Consider the following 25,932-nt stretch of genomic DNA (forward strand, 5'->3'; position numbering starts at 1 on the left):
GCCTTAAAAAGAGACCAAAATACTAATAATAAATTCACTTAAACTACAATCAGACTGAATAACGATTAAAAAGAGGGTACAATCCCAATGTGACAATACCCTCTTTTTGAAATTATCCTATTCATCTCCAGGGAGCCGGCTGCACCAAATACGGGTTACCACTCTCATCTTCTCCCATGGTCTGTATTTGCCCTTCCGGTAATGGGAACATGGTCCTGGCACTACTCAGTGTGGAAGCCGTAGCAAATTTGGCTAGGAAATTCCTTTCAAACTGAATATAATCAGCCAGCTCTTTACTCATATATTCTCCACCCCAACGAGCCAGATCAAACCAACGCTGCCCTTCCATTGCCAACTCCAGCTTACGTTCCATACGAACAGCCTTGATACAGGTTTCCTTATCGCTGAATGCCGCATGGGTTGAAGGATAGTTTTCAATCTTATAATTGGCAGCAGGTGCACCATCTATCTTAATGATATTCACCTCTAATGCAGCACGGGTACGTATCTGATTCACCAGATCCATTGCTGCTGCCAGTTCATTGTCATTGGCCAGACATTCAGCATACAACAGTATCATATCCCGAAGGCTCAAATACTGAAGATTGATAGCTGATCCCGGTGCCCATCCGTCGTGCAAAGCTCCTCCGGCTAAACCCTCATCCTGTTCTTTTTTGGTGTACACATGTTTCTTGGGCAGAAAGTATCCGCCATTGGCCACATCCCGCACCCAGTTATTTTGGGGTAACCCCCAATCCTTGTATGGAATACCGAAGCGTCCAACTGCGAAATCGAGACGGGGATCTACCGGAACATTATTGTTCACCGATATCGGGGCTTTTTCATCGCTCGATATATTTCTCACGGTTACATAGGGTACGCTTCTGTATGAATTATCCAGCAACGGTAGTCCATCCGCTCCCACTTTAAAAGAGTTGGCCAGTTCGTTGGAAGGCTGGTAAAATCCACAACAACCACCGGGCGATCCATCTCCTCCGTGAGGATAACAAAGCGACAATCCACTATTTGCATTATTATAATCGGATGAGAATTGTACTGCAAATATGGACTCTCTTCCATTATCGCGATAACTTTCAAAGTTGGCACTCAGGTCATCTTCCAAAGCATATTTCAGCCCATTGGATGTCACCCCGTTATCTATCACATCTTTTAAAATAGGCTTGGCAGCTGCCAGGTCACCCTTATGCATTAAAATCTTCGCCTTCAATGCTTTGGCAGCCCAATGATTGGCCCGGCCAGGGCTATCCTGTGTGGCGGGCAGGTCACGAATGGCAATGTCAATATCTTCAATTACCTTGGGATAAATATCAATATCGTTATGCACCTTGGGATCATTGTCGGTAATGGTTTCATCTACCCAGGGGATATAAGGTCCAAAAACCTTGATTCCTTCAAAATAAAACAATGCCCGGAGAAAATATAATTCGCCATTCCTTGATTTCTGGAAAGCCTCGGGAAGTTCTTCCACCTCTGCCATTGTCTGTAGGGCAATATTCACCCGTTTTGCCCCTTTATATACCCACTGATATTTTTCATTAATATATCCGTTGGTAGGCAATGTACTATACATCTCCATTTCATTCAATACCGACTGGTCATTAGCATCAGATCCCTTATTGGCATCTCCACCGTACATTCCTCCGAATGTCCAGTTAAACGGGGTAGCACCCCATCCGTTTTCAGTCAGATTTGCATAGGCATTCACCGTTAAAAGGTCAATACCCGTCTGGTTTTTCAAAGCTTCATGATTAATACTTCCCTGTGGATCTTTGTACAGAAAGTCTTCCCCACAAGAACCCAGTAAAACGATTACCGAAATAACCAGTATATATAATTTATTTTTGTACTTCATTGCTCTGTAATTTAATGTGATTAAAATTCAAAATTAACACCAAAGAGGAACCTCATGGTCGTAGGCCATCCACCGGCATCAAGTCCTCTACGGAGGTCCGAACCACTACCTGTTCCCGTTTCCATATTAGTGATCTCGGGATCCAGACCGCTGTATTTGGTGAATGTAAGCAGATTTTCCGCCTGAATATACAACCGAAGGTTGGAAATGGTTGCTTTCTCCAGTAAAAGTTTCGGGAAAGTATATCCCAGTACGAGATTTTTCAATTTAAGGAATGAACCGTCTTCCACATAATAAGATGAAGCAACGGCGCCACCCCAGTTATCTTTAGAGTCAAGCACCGGCAGTTTAGCTTTGGAATTGTCCGCTCCTTCTCGCCAGGAATAATCCCTCATCGTGGTCGAACGATTTCCTCCGAACAACGGGAAATCGGTAAAATATTTGGTATTATTGAACAGATCATTCCCAATGGTAGAATACCAGAACATGGTAAAATCCCAGTTTTTATAGGTCAATGAAGCATTCAGGCCGGCTACCAGGTCCGGATGCGGGTTTCCGATTACCGTACGGTCGTACGAATTGATCACTCCGTCAGGTACGCCATCGGGGCCGCTTACATCTTCAAACTTAAATTTACCGACATAGGACCCGGGATTACCGGTTATACTGGCTTTGTCCGTTCCGTATGGTACCGGCGAATTCAATACATCATCCTCGTTTTCATAAAAACCAATGATATTGTAACCAAAAAATTCAGAGATTGCACGCCCTTTAATAGTTCTGGTTGCAGAAGTGGAAAGACGGAATCCATCTCCATATAATGCATAATCATCAGCATCGGACAACTTCAGTACTTTATTCTTATAGGTGGAAAGGTTTAATCCGAGATCCCAGGCCAGATCGCCGGCTCTATCACGGTAGTTGAAACTGAAATCGAACCCTCTGTTCTGCATATCCCCATAATTGATATAGGGTCGTCCGATCTCCGTATTGGCTAATGCCGAGTAAGCAGCCTGGATCAACATATCCGATGTAATCTTATTATAAAATTCGAATGTGGAGGAAAACCGCCCTCTTCCGAAAGTAGCATCCACACCGATATTGGTCATCTTGGTTGCCTCCCATCGGGTGTCTTCATTTCCATAAGTAGCCAATCTGTATCCCAGATTCGACCCGGTATTCGCACCACCCAAATCGTAGTTCGTATTCTCGGGAGTTGTACCAAAAAGCATCGCGTAATTAGTCGCACGGGGTATTTCGGCATTACCGGTATGACCGTAACCAACACGCAATTTCAGGTCATCCAACCAGCTTCTAGTATTTTCCATAAATTCCTCTTCCGATACACGCCAACCGGCAGACATGGAAGGAAATGTTCCATAACGGTTCTTTTTTGAGAAACGTGATACACCGTCACGACGAACGATCCCGGTGAACAGGTATTTATCTGCAAAAGCATAATCAGCACGTCCAAAAACACCAAATAGGGCGAATTCCCCATTGTACCAGGAGTTATTGGTCCGTTGATTGTCGTTTTCACCCATTGCCAGCACCCATGTATTGGGATTGTCTTCATACAGATAATTATAACGGCGCGCTTCCATACCCCTTCCCAATCCGTCACGAATGGCTTCCGTTCCCAGCACCACGTTCAACGAATGGACATCCTCCAATACCTTGTTATAGGTAAGGGTATTGGTCCAGACCCACCGGAAATTGAAAGAAGCTGCCTCCTGAAAATGGTTGTTACCGGGACTTTCAGAGAATTCAAGATTTTTCTTACTGATATAATAACTGTAAGCATTGGTATAATCCAATCCGAAACTGGTGCGGAACATCAGTTCTTTCATCAAATCGATTTCCGACCATATATTTCCGAAGATACGTGAATTACTCCAGTAATTATCCTTATTCCTCTCCTGTATCGCTACAGGATTCTGCCAGTTACCCGTACCGGTGATCTTCGAACCACCCCAGTTACCGAAAGTATCTTTTACCGGAACCCAGGGCGAGGCACGATATACCCATGAATACGGGGTGCTTTCGGATGAATTGCTGGTCAGTCCCTGATCTTTCGTCCATGTATATTGCAGGTTTTCACCTACGCGTAACCACGGCCGCACATCGAAAGATGTATTGAGACGGGTTTGATAACGTGTATAATAAGAATGAATAACCGTCCCTTTCTGATCGAAATAATTCAATCCCATCAGATATCGACCTTTTGCTCCTCCACCAGAGAGCGTCAACTGATGATTTTGCATTGGTGCTACCCGGTCCACAGCATCCCACCAGTCGGTATCTGAGAACGGAACAATCTGGTTATCGGGGAAATTATAATTATTGATATTGATGTTCTGGCTTCCCTGGGCACCTGTTGTAGTCAAGTAATTCGGAATTTTTGGTTGAGCCCCTGAACCAAACTGGGCATGCTCGGGAACACCTGTCTCACCGCGCAGGTCAAACGAATTTTGTTGCGATTCCCACTCTATAGCTAACCTATCCATGGAATTCAGCAGGTCATACCTTTTCCCTGTCTTTTGCACACCATAATAGGCGTCGTAGGTAAGTTTCGGCTGTCCCGATCCGGTTCCTCTTTTCGTGGTGATCAGGATCACACCGTTCGCGGCCTGTGCACCGTAAATAGCTGCCGAAGAAGCATCTTTCAACACCTGCATGCTCTCTATATCATTCGGATTCAGACTGCTCAGATTCTGATTACGGGTAGAAACTCCATCAATCACATACAGCGGCCCGTTATCATTTACCGTATTAATTCCACGGATACGTACCATAGTAGCCGAACCGGGAGAACCGGTCTGTCCGATATATACCCCCGGCGTTTTACCCTGCAACTGTTGCGCAGCCGAAGCGCCGGAGGAAGCGAGAAGTTCTTTCGTATCCACAACCGCTACCGAACCGGTGATATCTCTCTTGGCCTGCGTTCCATAACCGACCACTACAATTTCCTGAAGACTCTCCATATCTTCTACCATCACTACGGTGATGGAGCGGTTACTCCCTACAAGCACTTCTTCCGTAATATAACCCACATAGGTAAAGACCAATTCCGAATTTTGGGAAGCCACATTCAATGTGAAATTCCCTTCGGAATCGGTAACCGTGCCGTTCAGGGTTCCCTTTTCGACGACATTCACCCCGATCATCGGAGTGCCGCCGACATCAGTAACCGTACCCTGAATACGTGTTTGCGCAAACATTCCCAGGGATATTATCCACACAGATGCGAATAACCACCCTCTCATTAGATTTAACATTCTTTGTTTCATACTTTCATGTTGTTTGAATTAATAATTAAAAATGTGTATTTGATTAGGTACCAGGCAAAATAGTTTTGCCTCAATATTCATTCCGCTGATATTGAATGCTTTCATTCTATTAATTCTCCCTTCTCCACAAAACCGGACAATACATCAAGATTACCTGTGGAACAGAGGATAAATCAGCCAGTCAGCTTTAAGTTGGTTTATTGATAAACAAGAGTATCAAATGGTTTTTAAGCATAATTTAAAAAATTAGATAAGTGAATAACAGTATTACAAAACCTGTTCCGAACAGTTTTTCGAAACAGACAGCAGATAAGCAGAGACATGACAAACACCTGCCGTATTCCTTTGAATCACGGCAATATGATATTATCCGGAACATCCAATAAATGTCCCGAAATATTTTACGGAGCCTGATGAAAATAGAACAATCCTCTTTTTTTCGGGGAATATGCGAATGGTATCTATAACGGATAACAAGCCGGAAATGAAATAACCTGGCTCTCGCCGTCTCGAAGTAAGGATTTGTTGATTTTAAACGATAAGGGAAGGATTTAAAAATCTCTTCAAATTGGTTAAATAGTGTAAAATACCCCCCCCGTCCGTTAATATTCGTTAACATACAGAAAACGAAAGGATAAGAGGCTGATATTTTCACGCTATAAGTCATTTTGTTTTACCTTTTGGTACAAATTTACATTTTTAATTAAAACAAAAATAAATATATTAATCAATTTATGCAAATAAAAAATGCATTAATTTTTAATCAAGGTTCTTATTTCTAAAAATAAAAAATACAACCCCTATATATAATATTAATATTCAATAATATAAAAGAAAGGATTTATTTCGAATAATAATTGCATACTTCTTCCATTTTAATCACCGTCTCTTTGCCTTGCACAAAATTTAACACTATATCGTTAATAAGAACAAAAAGAGTTTCACCTCATTTATATAACAACATACCTTACCTTCAACCTTTTTGTTTTTCTATTGAATAACACTCCTCTGAATCAAGAGTAAAACATCAAGGGTCAGGAATAAAGGTTGTTTTAGAGCCGGGATTTCTCAGCTAAAATCAATCTATAGTTCTCCAAATTCACAGAAATGTAACGGATTTGTGGATTTAATAATGTATATTTGTTTTAATAATATTACAAACAATTACCAGTATGGACAAAAGAATTTATCTAAGTCTCTTATTTATCTTATTTATTGCCGTTTATGGCTGGTCACAAACTGAGATCATCGCCCACCGTGGTTACTGGAAGACCGACGGTTCGGCACAGAACTCCATTGCAGCCCTGATGAAAGCCGATTCCATCCATGTATATGGCTCTGAGGTAGATATATGGCTCTCTTCTGATGGTATTCCGGTGGTAAATCACGATGCTGATGTCACTCTGGAGGGAAAGAAGCTGATTGTACAGGACACACCGGCCGCTACGCTCAGAAAGGTAAAACTTGCCAACGGAGAACCACTCCCGACAATGGAAGAGTACCTGAATGCTTTCTCCCAATGCAAGCACACCAAACTGATCATTGAGTTCAAAACGCACAGATCAAAAGAGATGGAGGATGATCTGGCGAAGAAAGTGATCGATATGATACATGAACGCGGACTGCAGGATAGAGTGGAATATATTTCTTTCGGAATTAATTTTGTACAGCAGGTCAGAAAACTCGATCCGGACGCACCGGTCTATTATCTCAATGGCGATTTGTCACCACGTGTGCTTGCTAAAATGGGGTTGAGCGGATTCGACTATCACTTCAACGTGTTGTATCAAAAACCAGAATGGGTGAAGGAAGCACACGCGTTGGGGCAAAAAGTAAATGTATGGACGGTGAACAAACCAGAAGATATCCAAAAGATCATTGACCTGAAAGTAGATTATATTACCACCGATGAACCTTTGCTGGTAAAAGAGATACTACAGGCACAATGATTTTGAAACGGACTGCAAAAGAGTAAAAAAGTGGCGGGCATATATATCCATATTCCTTTTTGTAAAACCCGGTGTACTTACTGTGATTTTTACACCGGTACCAACGAAACGCAGATGGATGCTTTCGTCGATGCACTCTGTGCCGAAGCCAGGATAAGAAAAGATGAGATTCCGGAACAGGTGAAGACCGTTTACTTTGGCGGTGGAACCCCTTCACGACTCCGGCAGGAACATTTCGACAAGATATTCGATGCACTACAGCACCATTATTTCATTGCCCCGGAGGTGGAGATCACGGTGGAAGCAAACCCCGACGATCTTTCGGAGGCGTATGTGGAGATGCTCTCCCAATTACCTGTCAACCGCCTCAGCATCGGCATACAGAGTTTTGACGACGAAGAGTTGAAATTCCTGAGTCGGCGGCATTCAGCACAGCAGGCCATCGACACCGTGAAGAGATGCCAGCAACATGGTTTCGGGAATATAAGCATCGACCTGATGTATGGATTACCGCAACAGACAGAGGAGATTTGGCAGTATAATCTGGCACAGGCCATTGCCCTCGATATCCCTCATATCTCCTCCTACCATCTTATCTATGAAGAGAAAACAAAAATGTACAGGCTTTTACAAGCCGGCAGAATAAAACCGATAGGTGAAGAGGTCAGCACCACCATGTTCACTATGCTGATTGACCAGCTCACCTCGCATGGATATATCCACTATGAAATTTCAGCATTTGGGAAAGAGGGTTACTTTTCACGACATAACAGTTCTTATTGGAAGAACGAGAAATACCTCGGTTTAGGGCCGGCAGCCCATTCGTTCGATGGTGACAACCGTTCCTTGAATGTGCCGTCACTTATCCGGTATATCAGAGGTATAGAATCGGGCATATTGAACCGTGAAACAGAATATCTGAGCCTCAGTGAAAAATATAATGAAACCGTGCTTACTGGTCTGCGTACTATGTGGGGACTCGATCTTAGGGAACTTATAACCCGCTTTGGTGATGAATTTTACCGCTACTGCTTACAAAATGCACGAAAGTACCTTGACAGGAATCTGCTCAAAACCGAAGACGACAGGTTGAAACTGACCCGCGACGGTATCTTTATATCTGACGGTATTATGAGCGACCTGATGTGGGTCGGTTAAGTGATTACTCTACTTCCAACTGATTCTGGAAATCATAAAAGGTTTTCCTCATCAGATCAGCCAATGACAGTTGATAATTGATATACGCTCTCAGGTGGGATGTATAAGCATTGTTCAGACGATTCCTCTCCAACGCCAACCCCTGACTGTCAATGTCCCCGTCAGAAAACCGCTGGCGTGTTATCTCAAAACTTTTTTCGGCAACCACCACATTTTTTTCCAGCACCTGCAATCTTTTTAAATTGCTGTTGATGCTGGCAATAAGATTTTTCACTTCGGTCTCTATTTCCCTTTCAACCTCTTCTTTCCGATAATTGTATTGTTTTAACCGAGATTCGGAAGCTCTTACCAAAGCCTTGTTTTCTCCCCAATCGAGGATGGGTATTGTAATGGTCAACCCCACACCATAACTGGAATTTCTATCTATCAGGTTTCTGTATGAATTTCTAATGGAAGGGAAAAGACCAATATCGGTTTGCTGATCTATACCGGCCCTTTCAAAATAAGCGTCGATACTCCCTCTGATCATTCCGTTTGATTTCTGCTGCTTTATGTTCAACTTCTGCAATTCTATCTGTATCTCCTGCTCTCTGACCTCCAACCTGTTTTTGAGTGCCATCTCAATAGCCTTCTCAGGATCGACTATTATAATCTGATAGTTTAACTCGTTGTTCAATGTCACGCTATCATCCAAATTCAACCCTAACAATTCTTTGAAGGAGTTTTTGGCAGACACTTCATTTAAAACCGCAATATCGTGATTATTTTGCGCTTCGGCCAAATCGACCTCCATCTGTAAAGCATCTACTTCACGTATCAATCCGGCAGCATATTTATTCTGCGATATTTCATGTGCATCCATTTGCCTTTCCAGGTCGAGATGGGCGATCTCCGTACTTCTTTGGAGCGACAATAAATTATAATATGCGCTACTTACCTGATATACAAGATTCAATTCTTCCCTTTTATACTGTTTGCTGGAGCGTTCGTAATCAAGTTCCGCTCTTTTAAGTGTCGACCGGATATTATTGTATGCATAAAAAGAATGGAGCGGCTGACTAAATCCAATACGGGAACGCAGACGGGAAGAACGGAAATTGCTATTTAAATTTTCTCCACTTGATAACATATTCTGAATAAATATATTACCATCTGTCGGCAAAGGCTGGTTGATAGTCAATATGGTGGAATAACCCAGCTCTTTCACAGGATAATAAAAGGTAATACCCGTGGTATCTTTCCAGCTTTCAATAGTTTCAGTGTATTGAGGAGCTCCAATGGTCATATCAATATGCGTCTTCAACCGGCTGGTAGCGGACTTCAAATTATATTCGGCAATTTTAAGGTCTTCTCCTAATTTCAACATACTGTAACTTTTGCTCTTAGCTATCTCGATACTTTCTTCCAAAGTAAGGGTATGCACCGACTGACTATGCAATAACAGTGAAGAGACACATAAATATGTACAGATTAAAAACAATTTTTTCATAAGATTCTATTGATTTGGGAATTAATAAAAAGTGAAAAGTGAAAAACTAAAAGTGAAAAGTAAATATTAGAACCAAGAGTCAAGGACCAAAAATCAAGACTTTTAAATTTCTTTACTTCTTCACTTCCCAATTCTAATTTCTTAATTCTAATTTCTTAATTCTAATTATCAACTTAATTGTTTTCTTTTAAGATTCGGCTTATCGGAATGGATCATCCCGTCTTTCAGATAAATATTCCGATGGGCATAGTCTGCTATTTCCTGTTCATGCGTAATTAAAATAATGGTGTTTCCTTCTTTGTGCAATTCATCGAACAACCTCATGATCTCTACCCCTGTTTTAGAATCGAGCGCTCCGGTAGGTTCATCCGCCAACAATATCCCGGGATTGGTTACCAGAGCCCTGGCAATAGCTACTCTCTGTCGCTGTCCGCCACTCAATTCCGAAGGTTTATGATGCAACCGGTCAGACAACCCTACCCTTTCCAAAGCTTTCAATGCCTTTTCCCGGCGCTCAATACCCGGTATTCCCGCATAAACTAACGGCAATTCCACATTCTGAATGGCATTCAACCGAGGCAGCAGATTAAAATTCTGAAAAATAAAACCTATTTCCCTGTTTCTGGTAAGCGAAAGGGCATCATCATCCAAAGTATTCACATCAATATTGTTCAGATAGTAATGCCCGCTCGATGCGGTATCCAGGCAACCGAGGATATTCATTAATGTCGACTTACCCGAACCGGAAGGCCCCATGATCGCCACATATTCGTTTTTTTCGATATAGAGGTTGATACCGTGTATGACAGGGATTTCACTTTCTCCGAGGGAATAACTCTTCTTCAGGTTTTTTATTTCTATCAACATATCATTTTATTTTATTCGTAACGGATAGAGTCTACAGGTTTCAAATTGGCGGCGTTCTTTGCCGGCAGATAGCCAAAACTCACCCCCACGATTACCGAAAAGGAGAATGCGATAAAAACGGAGTAGGGTTTGATAAAGGTGGTTATATCCGTAAACAGGGTAACGATCAACGACAATACTACACCGATCAGCACACCTATCAATCCACCGGTAATACTGATTGCCACCGATTCGGTGACAAACTGGCTCATAATATCGATCTTCCGGGCTCCTACCGATCTTCGGATCCCTATCTCGCGTGTACGCTCCATTACAGTTGCCAGCATAATGTTCATAATACCTATGCCTCCTACCAATAACGATATGGCAGCAATGGCTCCCAAAAGGAAGTTATAGATCTGCCGTTCTTTTTCTTCCTGTTTAAGAAGCTCGTAAGGGATCACAATACTGTAATCGTCATTATTAAAGTGATGTCTCTTTAATATTTCATCAATAATTTTGGAAGCCTCGATCAATTTATCCGAATTATTGATCTGCACCGTGATCTGCTGTATTTCACTGGAGAGGATATTATCCCGTGTAAAACGGTTCAGGAACAAAGATAACGGCACATAGACATCCGTATTCAGATCCCTTGCAGCCAGTTCACCTACGGTTTCAGTAAAAAGACTTTTCGATGCCAGTATGCCAATCACTTCCAGCCATTGGTCGTCTATCTTTACCAGCTTACCGATAGGATCTTCACCTTTAAAAAAACTGGCAGCCACACCCGCACCCAGGACACAGACCTTTAATCGTTCGTTGTAATGTTTTTCATTGATGAAGTAGCCTTGTTGGACTTTATAATTCATCAAACTGAGAAAATCGGGTGTAATGCCTATAACAGTAGATTTTACCGATTTGTCATCAAACTTCACTTCGGTATTTTTTTCTGCCTGCGATGCAACCCTTTCAACTCCCGGGACAATTTCCTTAATGACATTGGCATCCTGAATGGAAAGACCCTGGGAGAATTTAGCCCGCACCTCTTCCAGCTCTTCATCGGAGAGTGATTTTTCCCTGACAATGATATTGTTTACCCCCAAATCCTGGTATTTCGCAATAGCCTCGCGTTTTGCACCTTCCCCGATCGATAACATAGTAATCACCGATGCCACACCAAATATGATTCCCAGCATTGTCAGGAAAGAGCGAAATTTGTGGTCAACCAGTCCCTGAAGTGCCAAGCGAATATTTTCACCGTATTGCATATGCTGTTTTATAAAAATTCACAACTCACTGTCATCCCCGGCTTTAATCTCTCATCCGGCTCTAATATCCTGACTTCCACATCAAAAACTCTTTGACGGGATTTTTGGTCTTTCAACCTGCATAACTTCCCGATATAGGCTATTTCACCTTCAAAGACCACCTTTGGCAATGCATCTAAACGAACTGATACTTTCTGGTTGACCTCTATTTTCAGAAAGTCGGTCTCATTCACCTGGGTATTCACTTTCATAAACTCCAGTTCGGGAACTTTGGCCAAATTATTTCCCGCATAAATATTATCCCCTATTTTGTATAAAGTAGGATTGATATTTTGCCGATTCAATTCAATCTGAAATACGCCTGATACAGGTGTCCGTAAAGTAAGTGTCGGCAGCAATGCTTTTGCATTTTCTATCTCTTTTCTAATCTGTTCGACCCTGATCTCCTGAATTTTTAAATCGTTAGCATTGATGACCTTATTCAACTCATAGATCCTTTTCTCTTTCTCAAGATTGATCTCTGCCTGGTCAAACTCCAGTTTTTTTATCCGTCGTAACCGTTCCGATTCAAAACGGGATGCTTCCAATTCGATCTTTTTTAAATCGAATGACGCCAGTTCGTTTCTGATTCTCGATTCGCTTTCCTGTTCCCTGTTTTCCTGTTCCACATACAATTTTTCCAACACGGCTAATTGTGTTTCCAGATTACTCTCCTGATCCAGGATAAATTTATTGATATCTGCAGGATCCAGTTGAGCAATCGAATCTCCTTTTTTCACTATTTCTCCATGATTCAGCAGCCCGATGATCTTCATTTGATACCAATGCCGCCCGTACCTCGGTATGACAAAGGATATGGAATTGACGGCAGCAAGCTCTCCCGTTTCTATAATGGTACTTCCATCCGATGTTCTTCTTTCATTACCCTCCGACCAAACTCCCTTTTTACAGGAAATAGAAAACAACAGCAGGAAAAACACTACCGAAAGACTATATATAATGCTTTTTTTCATACAATCATTTTTTATTAATTGACAATTGTCAATTATCCCGCCTCACTGCTTTCCGGTTTCTTCTCGTCGGGTTCTACTGCAAAGGGATCCACCAGTGCAATTTCATCCCCTTCTTTGAGTCCATTGACAACGACCACGTAATCGGTATTATTCTGGCCGGTCTCAACTTCTATTTTATCATAACCACTTGTACTTTTTTTATAGACAAAGTTCTTATCTCCCTCTGGTCTCACCGCATCCAAAGGAATATAAAGCACATCTTCTATCTTGTCTATAATAATTCTGCAACTCACGGTAAGGCCGGGGAGCAGGTGCTTGTCCGACTCGTTCAGCAATATTTCAACCGGAAATACTTTTATCTTCGATGATCCGTCTTTATTCACGGCAAGATTGGCAATTGAGTTGACTGTCCCGGTGAAGATACTATCCGAAAATGCATCCGGCTTTATCTCGACTTTCAGACCTTTACTGATTTTCGCTACATCCACTTCGTTAATCCTTACCGTTGCTTTTAACACGGCCAGATCGGGGAGCTGGATAATGGGAAATCCACCCCAGCATTGATCGCCAATCTGAAATTTATTGTTACTGCTCCAGTTCCGTGAGATGATGGCAATTCCGGATGAAGGAGTAACCACAGACAATTTTTTCAGTGTTTCATGCGCTTCATCAAGCCGGGATTGAAATTGCATGATGGAAAGATTTTTTTGCTTCACTTCTTCCCTCTGTATTTTTATCCGGTTATCTATCTGTTCTTTGGCTCTTTCCAAAGCAATATCTGCCTTATCAAGATTCAGTTGTATCTCTTTTTTCTTTATCTCCGATTCATACTCTGCCGACTCAAATCGTATTTTAGATATTTCATGGGAAATTCGCGCCACCTCATAGCCGGCTCTCAGTTCTTCCAGATCGGATTTCTGCTGAGCGATCATCTTCTCAAACTCAGCCTTGGCTATTTCCAGACTCGACTCCGCTTCTACAATGCCTTTAAGAACTTCCGACGGGTCGAAAACGATGAGTGTGTCTCCTGCTTTCACCTCCTGTCCATCTTTTACCAGTTCGGTAATTTTCAGATTACCATATCTCCATGAGATAAGAGGCGCCACAATATTGATAGATTGTACAGCTTCTATTTCTCCTTCTTCATACAAATCAAGAAAAAGAGTTCCTTTTGCCACTTTTCCTACAGGTACTTGCTGAGTTTCTTTCCGGCCGCATGCAGCAAAGAATATCAAACAAAAAAGGAGAAAAAAAAGCGTATTAAACTTGTTCCTCATTTTATCAGTATTTATCTTATTGTTGTAAAATCATTGAAGCAATATCACACCCTAACGAATTGAGTCCGAGAGGAACCTCTTCCCTCTTATAAATGAAGCGGGCGGTTTAATCAGAGAAATTACTTCTCCCTTTCTTAAACCTGTGGTAACTATCGATTCTTTTATTGACGACGGGCCGGTTGCAATTTGGCGCATCTCATATTTATTATTATTCCTGACATACACGACCTTCATCGAATCAACATCATAAATGGCAATCTGGGGAATTACGATGGTATCTCCGATATAGGTTGTAATTACACGGCTGTTTGCTGTAAATCCCGGTTCGGGAAGCTGTATCACACTATCGATAGATGCTTCTACCTCAAAAAACTTCACTTTTGAATCTCTTTTATAGGGTTGTCCGACGGGTAATTTTTTGGTTATTCTTCCATATGCACTGTTCCCCGGCATGGCCTCAAAGGTGTAAGCCACAGAATCGTTTTCATTGATCTGTTTGAAATCTGTTTCATTGACAGCCATTTTCACCTTCATTTCCGACATCTCAGGGATAATAACCACCGGCATATTATTCCAGACATTGTCCCCCACTTTTAACTTGGCGCCTGTCATGCGGGAATCGGCAATAATAGCCAATCCTTTTTTAGGAGCCCTGATAGTCAACTCTTCAAGAATTTTTTCTGCTGATTGTAAACGGTTGGTCAACTGCTGGATATTTATTTCCAACTTTCTTATTTCGGACTGATTAATGATATCAAGGGCATTCAGTTTCTGTTCGAATTTTACTTTTTCTATGTATGCCCTTTCAAGTTCTAATTCCTTGATTCTTCTCTGGGTTGGCGTGGCAAATTTGAGTTGCAAGGAATCAAGATGGGCGATGTCCGTATCGACCTCGTTATTCTTCACCTGTGCTTCCAAGAGAGCGTATTGCATCTTCAAATCGGCATTGACCTTGTTCAATTCAGCCGTAGCATTTTCCAATGCAATTTGCAGGTTGTCATAGTTGTTCTGTTGATTATTATCCTCAATAATACATACTATATCTCCTTCGTTGACATATGTACCATTATCAATCAGGAAGGTGACTATCCCGTCTACATTACCCGGACAAGCCAAGGTTGTAAACCGGATAGGCTCGACTATACCTTCAATTAAAATCGAATTCTCAAAATCCGTTTTGGAAACGGTATAAGTAGATATACTCTCTTTATTTTTCAAATTACATGAAGAGAGACAAAAGAATAAAGTTAAAATAAAAATTATCTTATCTTTTTTGAAGATAATATGATTAGATCGATAGTGCAATAAAAAAAATTTTGGTATTCACCCCTGTTTGTTGCAAATATCGAAAAAAAAGATGATATACCAAAAAATATTACACCTAAAAATGATATCAACTCAATCCTTCCACTTCTCCGTTAACGATATCTATCCGTTTGGCCTGCGGATCGGCGGGTAATCCGGGCATACGCATCATCTCACCGGCGATGGCAACGATAAACTCCGAACCACGGTTAATCACCAGATCATTGATTTTAAACCGGAAATCTTTAGCTACTCCATACCATTTGGGGTCGGCTGAGAAAGAGTATTGTGTTTTAGCGATGCATACCGGCATCTTTTCGAGGGGTGTTCCTTCAACCAGTTTCAGTTTTTTCAATGCTTTCTCACCCATTACCACATCGCGTGCACCATAAATCCGCGTGGCAATCTTGGTAAGCTTGGTTTCGATATCATCCTCATCGTCGTAAGTAAATTTCAAATCCCCTGATGGTCTGTTCTCGACGGCATCTACTACCGCTTCGGCCAACTCCACGGCACCTGCACCTCCGTCGGTAAACGCCTCATTGACAGCAAACGACACTCCACGATCATGACAAAAGGTACGTACCATATCGATCTCTTCAGCGGTATCAAAAGCATATTTATTAAATGCCACCACGACCGACTGACCAAAACCAGCCAGGTTTTCAAGATGTTTCCCCAGATTCTCCAATCCTTTTCTCAAACCTTCCATATCGGGCTCTTTGATCATCTTCTCCGGTGTGCCTCCGTGCATCTTCAACCCCTGCGCTGTAGCAACAATGACGGTCAGTTTGGGACGCAATCCGCTCTTACGGCACTTGATATTGAAAAATTTCTCTGCACCCAGATCAGCCCCGAAACCTGCCTCAGTCACCACGTAATCACCATATGACATCGCCATTTTGGTAGCCAGGACCGAGTTACATCCATGCGCGATATTGGCGAACGGACCACCGTGTATAAAAGCAGCTGTATTTTCAGTAGTCTGCACCAGGTTAGGATGGATGGCATCTTTCATCAATACGGTGATAGCGCCTGCCACGCCCAGATCTTTTACAGTGAATGGTTCACCGTCGATCCTGTATCCCAGGAGTATATTCTCTATCCGTCTGCGGAGATCGGGTTCATCTTCTGCTAAGCAAAGGATAGCCATCAGCTCTGATGCAGCGGTAATATCGAAACCTCCTTCCTGAGGTATCCCGTTACTCGGTCCGAGTCCCGTAACAATATAACGCAGATTTCGGTCGTTTACATCCAGTACCCGTTTCCAGAGCACCTCTTTGATCGCCTCGCCAGTACCTTGCACGCGAAAGATATAGTTGTCGAGCAGCGCAGAAATGGTATTATGGGCTGTGGTCACAGCATGGAAATCACCAGTAAAATGGAGATTGATGTTTTCCATAGGAAGCACCTGGGCATATCCTCCACCCGCAGCACCGCCTTTCATCCCGAATACAGGGCCTAATGAGGGTTCACGTAATGCAATGATAGCTTTCTTCCCAATCTTGTTCAATCCCAACGCCAACCCTATGGAAACGGTTGTCTTACCGATACCCGCCTTGGTAGCGGTAATCGCCGTCACTAATATAAGATTACTACGGCTAATTTTTTCCTGATCGATAAGATGGAGAGGTATCTTTGCCATATGTCTTCCGAAACCGATCACTTCTTCGCGATCGATCCCTATACTCTCTGCTATATCTTTAATTTTTCTCAGGGGTGTTTCCCTCGCAATTTGAATGTCTGATTTCATCTAAAATTGATTTACTTATTTGTTGATTTAACGATTTACTGATTAACAAATCATCACATCATCCTTCCCTCTTTAGTTTTCACCTTCCCACCTTCCCACTTTCCCACCTTATTTCAGTTTTTCTTCCAGCATGATCAACTGATCACGCAATTGTGCCGCCTCTAAGAATTCCAGTTTTTTTGCTGCTGCCATCATTGCTTTCCTCGTCTGCTCAATTTTTTTCTTCAGGTCGTCGGTCGAAGCATACTCAGGTATCGGTTCCGCCGCCAAAGCATAATAATCCGGTTCTATATATGCTTTTGCTTCAGCTGTTATTTTATATTCTCTGGTCAATACCGATGAGCGTGCCTTCTTTATCTGCTGCGGTGTGATGCCATGCTCTTCATTATATTTTATCTGCTTTTCACGCCTGCGATTGGTCTCGTCGATAGTCATCTGCATACTATCGGTCATTTTATCGGCATAGAAAATCACCTTTCCGTTCACGTTACGTGCCGCACGACCGGCTGTCTGGGTAAGGGATCGATGGGAGCGGAGAAATCCTTCCTTGTCGGCATCCAGTACTGCCACAAGCGATACCTCGGGTAAATCCAACCCTTCACGCAACAGATTCACACCGATCAACACGTCGAACAACCCGCTACGCAATTCATCCATGATCTTCACCCTCTCCAATGTCTCTACATCGGAGTGGATATAATTACACCGTACACCATTCTTTGTCAGGTAATCGGTCAGTTCTTCGGCCATCCGTTTGGTGAGGGTAGTCACCAATACCCGCTCATCGACCTCCACGCGCTGCCGGATCTCTTCCATCAGGTCGTCGATCTGGTTCAGGCTGGGACGCACATCTATAGGCGGATCGAGCAACCCTGTAGGACGAATCAACTGGTCGACCACAATCCCTTCCGATTTTTCCAGTTCATAATCAGCAGGGGTGGCGCTCACAAAAATAATCTCAGGGGTAATCGCTTCAAACTCTTCGAACTTCAGCGGACGGTTATCGATCGCTGCCGGAAGCCGGAACCCAAATTCTACAAGATTGATCTTGCGGGAGTGATCGCCCCCGTACATAGCACGGATCTGCGGGATGGTGACATGGCTTTCGTCAATAACAGTGAGATAGTCTTCGGGAAAGAAGTCGAGGAGACAGAAAGGACGTGTACCGGCGGCACGGCCGTCGAAATAGCGGGAATAGTTCTCTATCCCGGAACAATAACCTATCTCCTTGATCATCTCCAGGTCATAGGTCACCCTTTCGTAAAGTCGCTTGGCCTCATACGGTTTTCCGATAGACTGAAAGAACTCCACCTGTTTTCCCAGATCGATCTGTATTTCATCTATCGCCCTGTTAATACGTTCCTGCGTGGTGACAAAAAGGTTGGCTGGAAATATCCGGTAAGAATCCAACCGTTCAATGGTGATCCCACTGAGGGGATCTACCGATTCAATACTCTCTATCTCATCCCCCCAGAAGATAACGCGGATGATATAATCGTGGTATGCCAGGAAAACATCTACCGTATCGCCTTTCACCCGGAAATTCCCACGGTTGAAGTCGGCCGTTTCGTTACGTGAATAAAGACTGTTTACCAGCAGGCGCAATAATTGGTCGCGCTCCATCACCTGCCCCTCACGGATATCGATAGTCGTCTTGTTAAAATCTTCGGGATTCCCGATACCATACAGACAGGAAACTGAAGAAACCACTATCACATCGTTTCTTCCCGAAAGCAGTGAGGAGGTGGCTGCGAGCCGCAGTTTTTCAATCTCATCATTGATGGAAAGATCCTTTTCTATATAGGTATCGGTCGTAGGGATATAAGCCTCCGGCTGATAATAATCGTAGTAGGATACAAAATATTCCACCGCATTATTTGGAAAGAAACTCTTGAACTCGCTATAAAGTTGTGCTGCAAGTGTTTTATTGTGACTCAGCACTAAGGTGGGTTTATTTATCTGTGCAATCACATTGGCCACCGTAAAAGTCTTACCCGATCCGGTAACACCTAACAGGGTCTGATAAGGGACTTTCTGCCGGAGTCCCTCTACCAGTGCCGCGATTGCTTCCGGTTGATCTCCGGTAGGTTGATATGCTGATGTAAGTTGAAAATCCATAGGTATTCTTTAACAAACAGAATTGAATTTAGTTTTCGGGATTGCTGTCTTGGACAACGCCTGTAACCATTACCACTAAGGCGCTTCAGGATAAGGCTTTGTTTCAAATATGCTGACAATCTGAAACAGTGTATCCAGCTCAATGTGGGCAATATAGCCATGTACCTCTTCCGTGGCACCATCTTTCTGATAAGATTTCCGAAGTGGGACATTGATTTTGTAATGGTTGCTGCTCGTCACTTCATATTGTAGTGACTCCAGATCCGGAGTAAATTTCAGAGTGGCACCTTCTGTCTGTGCACCCGTCACAAGCAGCTCACCGGCAATTCTTTCACGGGTAGCGGCACCTGAATTGAAGAAGCGATACACAGTAGGTGCCAGATAGCGAACCATACCATTATGATCTAAGGCAGAAAGGGCTATAAAAAATCCGCCTACTGTAGCACGTATACTATCCAATGTAACGGCATCGGTCGATTGCGGCCGGGAAAGCAAATCATATCTCTTTCGTGCTTCTGCAATATAATCGCCTGCAATACCACCGTTCTCAGCCAACATGATATAATCAGAGTATGACTCTGGCGTATTCATTTGCAAAGTGCCTATCCATATAAGTGAATCGAGTCTTGTCCTTACTAACGGGGCGTAAGGACTATCGGTATGCCTGTCTAAGAAATCACGCAACTCGGTAACGTTGTCAGTTTCTTTCATCTTTTCCCATGCGGCGGCTTCTTCCGATTTCAGTCTGCGCAGGCCGGCCTGTGCTTCGTCAAAGTGCGCACCCCGCGGATGTGCTTCCATATAAGCCAGATATCCCTCTACCGAATTTACTTTTACAGCTGCATCCCATCCGCTGCGATCCAGGTTACTCTTCCGTATGGTAGCGTTATACATAAAAAAGGCTCCTGCCAGAAGAGCAGTCACCAGTACAAATAAAACCGGCGCCCCTACCTTCTTTTTCTTCTTCGGTAGCGTTTTTTCCGTCTCCATTTCCTCCTCATTTGCCCCTATTTTTGATTCCACTTCCCATTCACGCTCTTCCTCTTCATCAGGATGATTTAAACCGTTATGATCCTGATTGACTATTTCTTTTTGGGATAACGCGGAATTGCCGGTCCTATCCTCCAGTTGTTCCTGCATAAGCAAATTTTCAGCAGCAGAAGTATTCTTTTCTTCAATTTCCTTCGGAATCTCTACTTCATATTCAGTATGGATCTTCCTCGTACAATCATCACAAAAAAGCGCTTCTTCCGGCTTGGTTTTTCCACAAAGGGGACAAGATTGAGACATATTTTTCCAGAATTAATGGGAACTCTTACTTATCTACAAATTTACAAGATTTTTTGAAACCGGCATAATTCCTATCACCCTTAGACGTTACACCACCATTTTTTTATTCTTCCATTTATCACATTACTGTATTCCACTCATGGTTGATTCTCTTCTAAAAATACCTTTGTCGTACTATTATTCTGGTCTTGTCCAAAATAAATCAGGGTTGTTTGTCTTGTAATAAATAAATTTCACTCCGGTTTTTTCATTTCCCCATTCTCTTTTTTGAGGTGTTTGCTCAATGCCATCCAACGGCAATAACTCTACATATATCACCTCTTTTCCATTTTCCCGGGTTTCTGTATTATATTCACTTACTAACTGCGTTTGAAGTCTGTAAAGATTTTTCGCCATATAATAGTCTAAATAGTATTCTTTTGTCTGCAACATCGTCCTATTCCAGTTAGCATCTGCATTAAGCACCAAAGGTTCTCCCTTGACAAGTCTTTCTCTGACTTCCTGAATACCAAGTATGCGTCCTTTGTCATCCATCACATAAGCATCAAAGGTTGGGTCAATCCAAATCCATTTATCTAATTCACTGCTATATACCATATTGATAACATGACAATCATCAAATTCTGTGTCTCTTGGCATACAGGTTATGTATCTGGATTTTATCCCTATTGACAAATAACATTCGTTCAATATCGTCGCCAACATCCTGCAATTCACGCCCCGATTTTCAGTTTTACAAATCTCTATCAAATCAATCGCATTTTTCGACGTTGGATTATCACTGCTTCCGTCATGTCTTATCAGATTGTGAATCCAATGCATTAAATTGAAAATTTGGGAAAGTTCACTTCCATTTCCGGCAATAGAGTCCAATTTCAACTCTTTTCTTACCCTGATAAGATTCGGATCATCCTGCGATTGATAACTAAAGGTTGGAATAGGACGATTATCCGAATAGTTATATTTTTTTCCTTGCCTTAGAATCTCCAGTTTCGAAAGTTCCCAAACAATTCGTGTCCTTGCAGAGTCATTCCCATTGAGCAATATCACAAAATCATATTGTTCATTTGGCTCTATATCAAATGAAATGGAGTCTACATCTGTATAGAAAGTGACCTTTTTGGCTGACGTTCTGAAAATATCAGGATTTTCTTCGGGAACAATTCGCCATGCATTCTTTCTAACGACATCATCCTCTTTAATATCCACTTGCGTAGAATTTGCGTGTATGATTTTTAATTCTTTCGGGATGGATTTGTCAGGTTTACAACTTACAATAAAACCGATGATTAATAGAAGTAAAACTATTTTACCTTTCATTGTCCAGTTTTTTACAGCACGGTTACCAATTTTAAAACAGACGCAATATTACTACTTTTTTCAATAAGTACAATAAAATCAAAAAACAGAAATAATCAATCAGAAAGACGGTTACAAATTATTTCTATAAGTATAGAACTATCTGCTTATAAACTTTACCGTTCATCATAATAAATGAGACTGTTTTGCCAAAACAGACATTTTTTGTACATTTGAGTACAGATTTCCAATATGAAAGTGGACTGTAAATCAACTAATCTGTAGATTAGCAATCAGTAAATCAGCTAATCAACAAAGCAGCCAATCAACAAAATGTCCTATATAAAAAAACGAATCCAATCTTTTGCATATGCCTTCAGTGGTCTGCGTTTTTTATTCAAAGAGACGCCTAATACGCTGATACATTTGATAGTGACATTTATTGCGATCTCGTTAGGATTCATATACAATATATCCAACAACGAATGGCTTGCCATTATCATTGTTATCGGTGCTGTGTTTTCTATGGAAGCCATAAATACCGCCCTGGAAAGATTATCTGATTATACTTGTAACAAAGAGATCCATCCCGCTATCAAAAAAGTGAAAGACCTTTCAGCCGCAGCAGTTTTGATCGCCGCTCTGGCAGCATTGGCAGTGGGGATTATCATCTTTCTACCTAAAATCTTCTGATATTGTATGACCGAATCTTCCGCTTTTCCTGCAGGTATTTCCACTGATGCTATCCGTGTTCAACTACTTAAAGTTGATCGTGAGAGGAAATTACTTATCTGCATGACCATGGAGAATCCGGGTACGGCACTGATTGCCAGATATGGGATTTCGCCTGAGAACAGCGTTTTTGACAGTTCGGTAGATAGATTTCAGGAGGGAGCCAACCTGAACCTGATAGATTGTATTATCGACGGGGATGGTTTCCTTATCCCTAACTATATCATCCTTGAGCCTGATTATCTGATCGATGCTTCCGCAATCGCAGAGTGTTTTCAGGATTATTTGATATCCCCGCTTCACTATTTCCGCAACAAATTTGAAGAAAAGGAAAACCGCTCTTATCTGCTACTGGGGAATTTAGCGAACTTCTTCCTCGACGAACTGGTATTTGCTGAAAATCCCGAAGAGGTTTCCTTCAGGGATGTATTCCTGCGATCGTTTAAACAATCGCCTTTCGAATATACCAGTTGTGAAGATATCCGTTCCGACAGTGATTTCCGGGCATTCATGGAAAAAGCGCAAAGTCAGTTTGAAAATATCAAACGGGTAATTCGTGAGGACTTCCCCGGTCGGGGTATCAATCTACATTACTGTACGCTGGAACCTTCATTCTTTAGCGAACGGTTCGGATTCCAGGGGCGACTCGACCTGCTACAACCCCAATCCGAAGAGACAGATGCCCGGATTGTGGAATTGAAATCGGGCAGGTTACCGTTCCCTTCCTCCGACAGCAATAAAATCACACTTAATCATGAAGTACAGACCGCCGTGTACCGTCTGATGATAGAGACTGTTTTCGGAAAGAAGGTACAGGGAATAGATGCCTCCATCCTCTATTCAACGGGATCCCGTCCGGGAGAGAACCTTCGTACTGCGACGGTAAATGGCGAATTGGAAAAGTCGATCCTGAATATCCGTAACCTGATCGTGGCCAATGAGCAGATTCTGATCCGTGGAGAAAATAGAGATACGGAGGCGTTGTTCAAATCACTGATCAATCTTCTCCAGACAGAAAAAAAACTGCCTGAATTCTTCACCGGGAAAATTGAACGGATACGCACGCTGTTGTCAGGTTGCAGCGAAACGGAACTCACCTTTTTCTATCGCTATATCCGGTTTATCTCAAGGGAATTGTATCATCACAAAATCGGTGATATAGCCTATGAAACGCCGACTGGTACGGCATCATTATGGAATAGTGCTTTCAGCGAACGGGCCGAGGCGTTGGACGTACTTTTCAATCTTACTATCCTGACCATAGATGATTCGGGACATGATATGACGATCTTATTCACCCGTAACCATACAGAAAACGATATTGTCAATTTCAGGGAAGGTGAGATATGTATTGTCTATCCAAGACAAGATGACAATGATACGGTACTGAACCGGCAGATACTGAAAGGTGCTATCGCACGGATCACAGTGGAGACAGTAGAGGTGCGTTTTCGCTATAAGCAGAAAAACCGCCGTTTTTTTGAAGAAAACCGGCTCTGGGCTATAGAGCACGATTCGCTGGACTCCAGTTACAACAGCATGTACAAAAGTCTCTTCTCTTTTCTGGGTGCATCTCCGAAAAAGAAAAAGATACTGATGGGATTGGCACTTCCGGGAACAAGTAATGACGCATCGGAGGAAAGTAAAGCTTGTAGAGAAGAAAATCATCCAATAGAAACTTCTCAAGAGGCAGGTTATCCGGAAAATATCATTCGGAAAGCGATGAGCGCCCAGGACTATTTCCTGATCGTGGGTCCTCCCGGTACCGGGAAGACCTCGATCTTTGCCCGACGACTTATCGAAGAATATCACACACAACCGGGAAAAAATATCATGGTACTGGCTTATACCAACCGTGCTGTGGACGAGTTGTGTGAAGCCATCAACGCTGCTTTTGGATGTAAAAAGGGAGAATGTGACGCCTATATCCGGGTAGGGACGGAGCTTTCTTGTACCGAAACCTACCGACACCGATTACTGCAAAGGATTTCGGAGAAAGCCAAAGATAGGGAGTCGTTACGGCATGAGATAGAGCGGACACGTATATACATTTCTACCCTCGCTTCCATCAACGGACGGATGGAGCTTTTCAATCTCAAACATTTTCATGTAGCCATCATTGATGAGGCTTCACAGATACTGGAACCACAGATCATCGGACTTCTCCCCCGGTTCGACCGGTTTATCATGATCGGTGATCACCATCAGCTATCTACCATCGTATTGCAGGATCGTCAATTTTCAGGCATCGATGAGCCGGTATTGTGTGAAGCGGGATTTATTGATTGCCGTGATTCTTTATTTGAACGACTGTTGCGCCTCTGCAAAGCGAAAGGATGGCATCATGCCTATGCGCAACTCACCCATCAGGGGCGGATGCACAACGATATCGCCGCTTTTCCGGCAACCAGTTTTTATTCCGGAAACCTTTTCCCTGCACTCGACTGGCAATTGGAAGAGTGGAAACTGCACAGCCCGTCAGACAACCTCTTCGACCGGTGGATAGCCGCCAAACGGACCGCCTTTTTTTCGACGGAAAAGATTAATCGTGCCTCTCCGTCCGACAAGATCAATGAAACCGAAGCAGATCTGATCATAACACTTCTGACATCTATCCGTAATGTATATGAAGCAAATGGAAATGTATTCGACACTCAGGCAATGGGGATTATCGCCCCCTACCGGAACCAGATCGCCTTAATCAAACACAAGCTGTCATTAGCAGGAATTCCTCATTGGGAGAAAATCATGATCGATACAGTAGAACGGTATCAGGGGAGCCAGCGCGATGTAATCCTGATTTCGTTCTGTGCAAATAAACCCTATCAGATGGATTTTCTCTGTAATCCGAACCATGACGGAACGGTGGACAGGAAACTCAACGTAGCGATTACCCGTGCACGCCGGCAACTTTTTCTTGTCGGCAATGCCACTGTCCTGCGTGAATCCCCGGTCTATACTGCCCTACTCGATTTTTACAAGGAAAAGGATAGTTATTTGGTAGTTGTTCGGTAGTTATTCAATGGTAAAATACGAAAGAAGTGAGTGAACAACGCACAAATTGAGAACAACAGCGGAGCCGAACAATGTGAGCGAAGCGAATGAATAACGACGTAAGCCAAATTATTTTTTTGTAGAACTTTTTTTGTTGTGACAATTTTTTATACCTTTGCAGTCCAATTGTCTTATGGTGTAATGGTAGCACAACAGATTCTGGTCCTGTTTGTCCAGGTTCGAGTCCTGGTAAGACAACAAATTACCTGGAAATC

The 25,932-nt window shown here is 42.6% G+C and carries 16 protein-coding genes and 1 tRNA gene; 5 read left to right on the plus strand and 12 right to left on the minus strand.

Annotated elements, in window-relative coordinates:
- Positions 1 to 121: 121 nt before the first annotated feature.
- The gene (locus F597_RS0110785; protein WP_019539753.1) at positions 122 to 1,873 is read right to left on the minus strand and encodes a RagB/SusD family nutrient uptake outer membrane protein; all 1,752 of its coding nucleotides are present in this window, start codon (positions 1,871 to 1,873) and stop codon (positions 122 to 124) included.
- Between the two features lie 20 nt (positions 1,874 to 1,893).
- Positions 1,894 to 5,139 carry a SusC/RagA family TonB-linked outer membrane protein gene (locus F597_RS0110790; RefSeq protein ID WP_019539754.1) on the minus strand — a complete coding sequence of 1,082 codons (3,246 nt, stop codon included), beginning with the start codon at positions 5,137 to 5,139 and terminating at the stop codon, positions 1,894 to 1,896.
- A gap of 1,196 nt (positions 5,140 to 6,335) precedes the next feature.
- Between F597_RS0110790 and F597_RS0110800 the strand changes: the two genes are divergently transcribed.
- Together F597_RS0110800 and hemW are read left to right on the plus strand one after the other, a co-directional pair.
- On the plus strand, positions 6,336 to 7,112 hold the full coding sequence (locus tag F597_RS0110800; RefSeq protein ID WP_019539756.1) for a glycerophosphodiester phosphodiesterase: 777 nt from the start codon (positions 6,336 to 6,338) through the stop codon (positions 7,110 to 7,112).
- A gap of 30 nt (positions 7,113 to 7,142) precedes the next feature.
- Positions 7,143 to 8,270: a radical SAM family heme chaperone HemW gene (hemW, locus tag F597_RS0110805; RefSeq protein ID WP_019539757.1), complete on the plus strand. Its 1,128-nt coding sequence runs from the start codon at positions 7,143 to 7,145 to the stop codon at positions 8,268 to 8,270.
- 4 nt (positions 8,271 to 8,274) lie between these two features.
- Here hemW and F597_RS0110810 read toward each other — a convergent pair whose 3' ends face one another.
- The 10 genes from F597_RS0110810 to F597_RS0110855 form a co-directional block, all read right to left on the minus strand.
- Entirely contained in the window at positions 8,275 to 9,636 is a 1,362-nt protein-coding gene (locus F597_RS0110810; RefSeq protein ID WP_245542025.1) for a TolC family protein, read from the minus strand.
- 291 nt (positions 9,637 to 9,927) lie between these two features.
- Complete coding sequence (locus F597_RS0110815; RefSeq protein ID WP_019539759.1) at positions 9,928 to 10,626, minus strand: ABC transporter ATP-binding protein; 699 nt, start codon at positions 10,624 to 10,626, stop codon at positions 9,928 to 9,930.
- An 11-nt stretch (positions 10,627 to 10,637) separates the two neighbouring features.
- Complete coding sequence (locus F597_RS0110820; RefSeq protein ID WP_019539760.1) at positions 10,638 to 11,876, minus strand: ABC transporter permease; 1,239 nt, start codon at positions 11,874 to 11,876, stop codon at positions 10,638 to 10,640.
- A gap of 8 nt (positions 11,877 to 11,884) precedes the next feature.
- Positions 11,885 to 12,889 carry an HlyD family secretion protein gene (locus F597_RS0110825; RefSeq protein WP_019539761.1) on the minus strand — a complete coding sequence of 335 codons (1,005 nt, stop codon included), beginning with the start codon at positions 12,887 to 12,889 and terminating at the stop codon, positions 11,885 to 11,887.
- A 32-nt stretch (positions 12,890 to 12,921) separates the two neighbouring features.
- Positions 12,922 to 14,166 carry an efflux RND transporter periplasmic adaptor subunit gene (locus F597_RS0110830; RefSeq protein ID WP_019539762.1) on the minus strand — a complete coding sequence of 415 codons (1,245 nt, stop codon included), beginning with the start codon at positions 14,164 to 14,166 and terminating at the stop codon, positions 12,922 to 12,924.
- A 51-nt stretch (positions 14,167 to 14,217) separates the two neighbouring features.
- Positions 14,218 to 15,384 carry an efflux RND transporter periplasmic adaptor subunit gene (locus F597_RS0110835; protein WP_139224088.1) on the minus strand — a complete coding sequence of 389 codons (1,167 nt, stop codon included), beginning with the start codon at positions 15,382 to 15,384 and terminating at the stop codon, positions 14,218 to 14,220.
- 175 nt (positions 15,385 to 15,559) lie between these two features.
- The gene (locus tag F597_RS0110840) at positions 15,560 to 17,224 is read right to left on the minus strand and encodes a formate--tetrahydrofolate ligase (protein ID WP_019539764.1); all 1,665 of its coding nucleotides are present in this window, start codon (positions 17,222 to 17,224) and stop codon (positions 15,560 to 15,562) included.
- A 108-nt stretch (positions 17,225 to 17,332) separates the two neighbouring features.
- Positions 17,333 to 19,342 (minus strand): excinuclease ABC subunit UvrB, encoded by a 2,010-nt coding sequence (gene uvrB / locus F597_RS0110845; RefSeq protein ID WP_019539765.1) that lies wholly within the window; start codon positions 19,340 to 19,342, stop codon positions 17,333 to 17,335.
- A 75-nt stretch (positions 19,343 to 19,417) separates the two neighbouring features.
- Complete coding sequence (locus F597_RS0110850; RefSeq protein ID WP_019539766.1) at positions 19,418 to 20,632, minus strand: hypothetical protein; 1,215 nt, start codon at positions 20,630 to 20,632, stop codon at positions 19,418 to 19,420.
- 177 nt (positions 20,633 to 20,809) lie between these two features.
- On the minus strand, positions 20,810 to 21,952 hold the full coding sequence (locus tag F597_RS0110855) for a transglutaminase domain-containing protein (RefSeq protein WP_019539767.1): 1,143 nt from the start codon (positions 21,950 to 21,952) through the stop codon (positions 20,810 to 20,812).
- Positions 21,953 to 22,264: 312 nt separating this feature from the next.
- Between F597_RS0110855 and F597_RS0110860 the strand changes: the two genes are divergently transcribed.
- The 3 genes from F597_RS0110860 (at position 22,265) to F597_RS0110870 (ending at position 25,915) form a co-directional block, all read left to right on the plus strand.
- Positions 22,265 to 22,624: a diacylglycerol kinase family protein gene (locus tag F597_RS0110860; protein WP_019539768.1), complete on the plus strand. Its 360-nt coding sequence runs from the start codon at positions 22,265 to 22,267 to the stop codon at positions 22,622 to 22,624.
- Positions 22,625 to 22,630: 6 nt separating this feature from the next.
- Complete coding sequence (locus F597_RS0110865) at positions 22,631 to 25,678, plus strand: AAA domain-containing protein (protein WP_019539769.1); 3,048 nt, start codon at positions 22,631 to 22,633, stop codon at positions 25,676 to 25,678.
- A gap of 166 nt (positions 25,679 to 25,844) precedes the next feature.
- A tRNA-Gln gene (locus F597_RS0110870) sits at positions 25,845 to 25,915 on the plus strand.
- Positions 25,916 to 25,932: the final 17 nt, after the last annotated feature.

Origin of the sequence: Proteiniphilum acetatigenes DSM 18083, assembly GCF_000380985.1 — a bacterium.
Lineage (GTDB): Bacteria > Bacteroidota > Bacteroidia > Bacteroidales > Dysgonomonadaceae > Proteiniphilum > Proteiniphilum acetatigenes.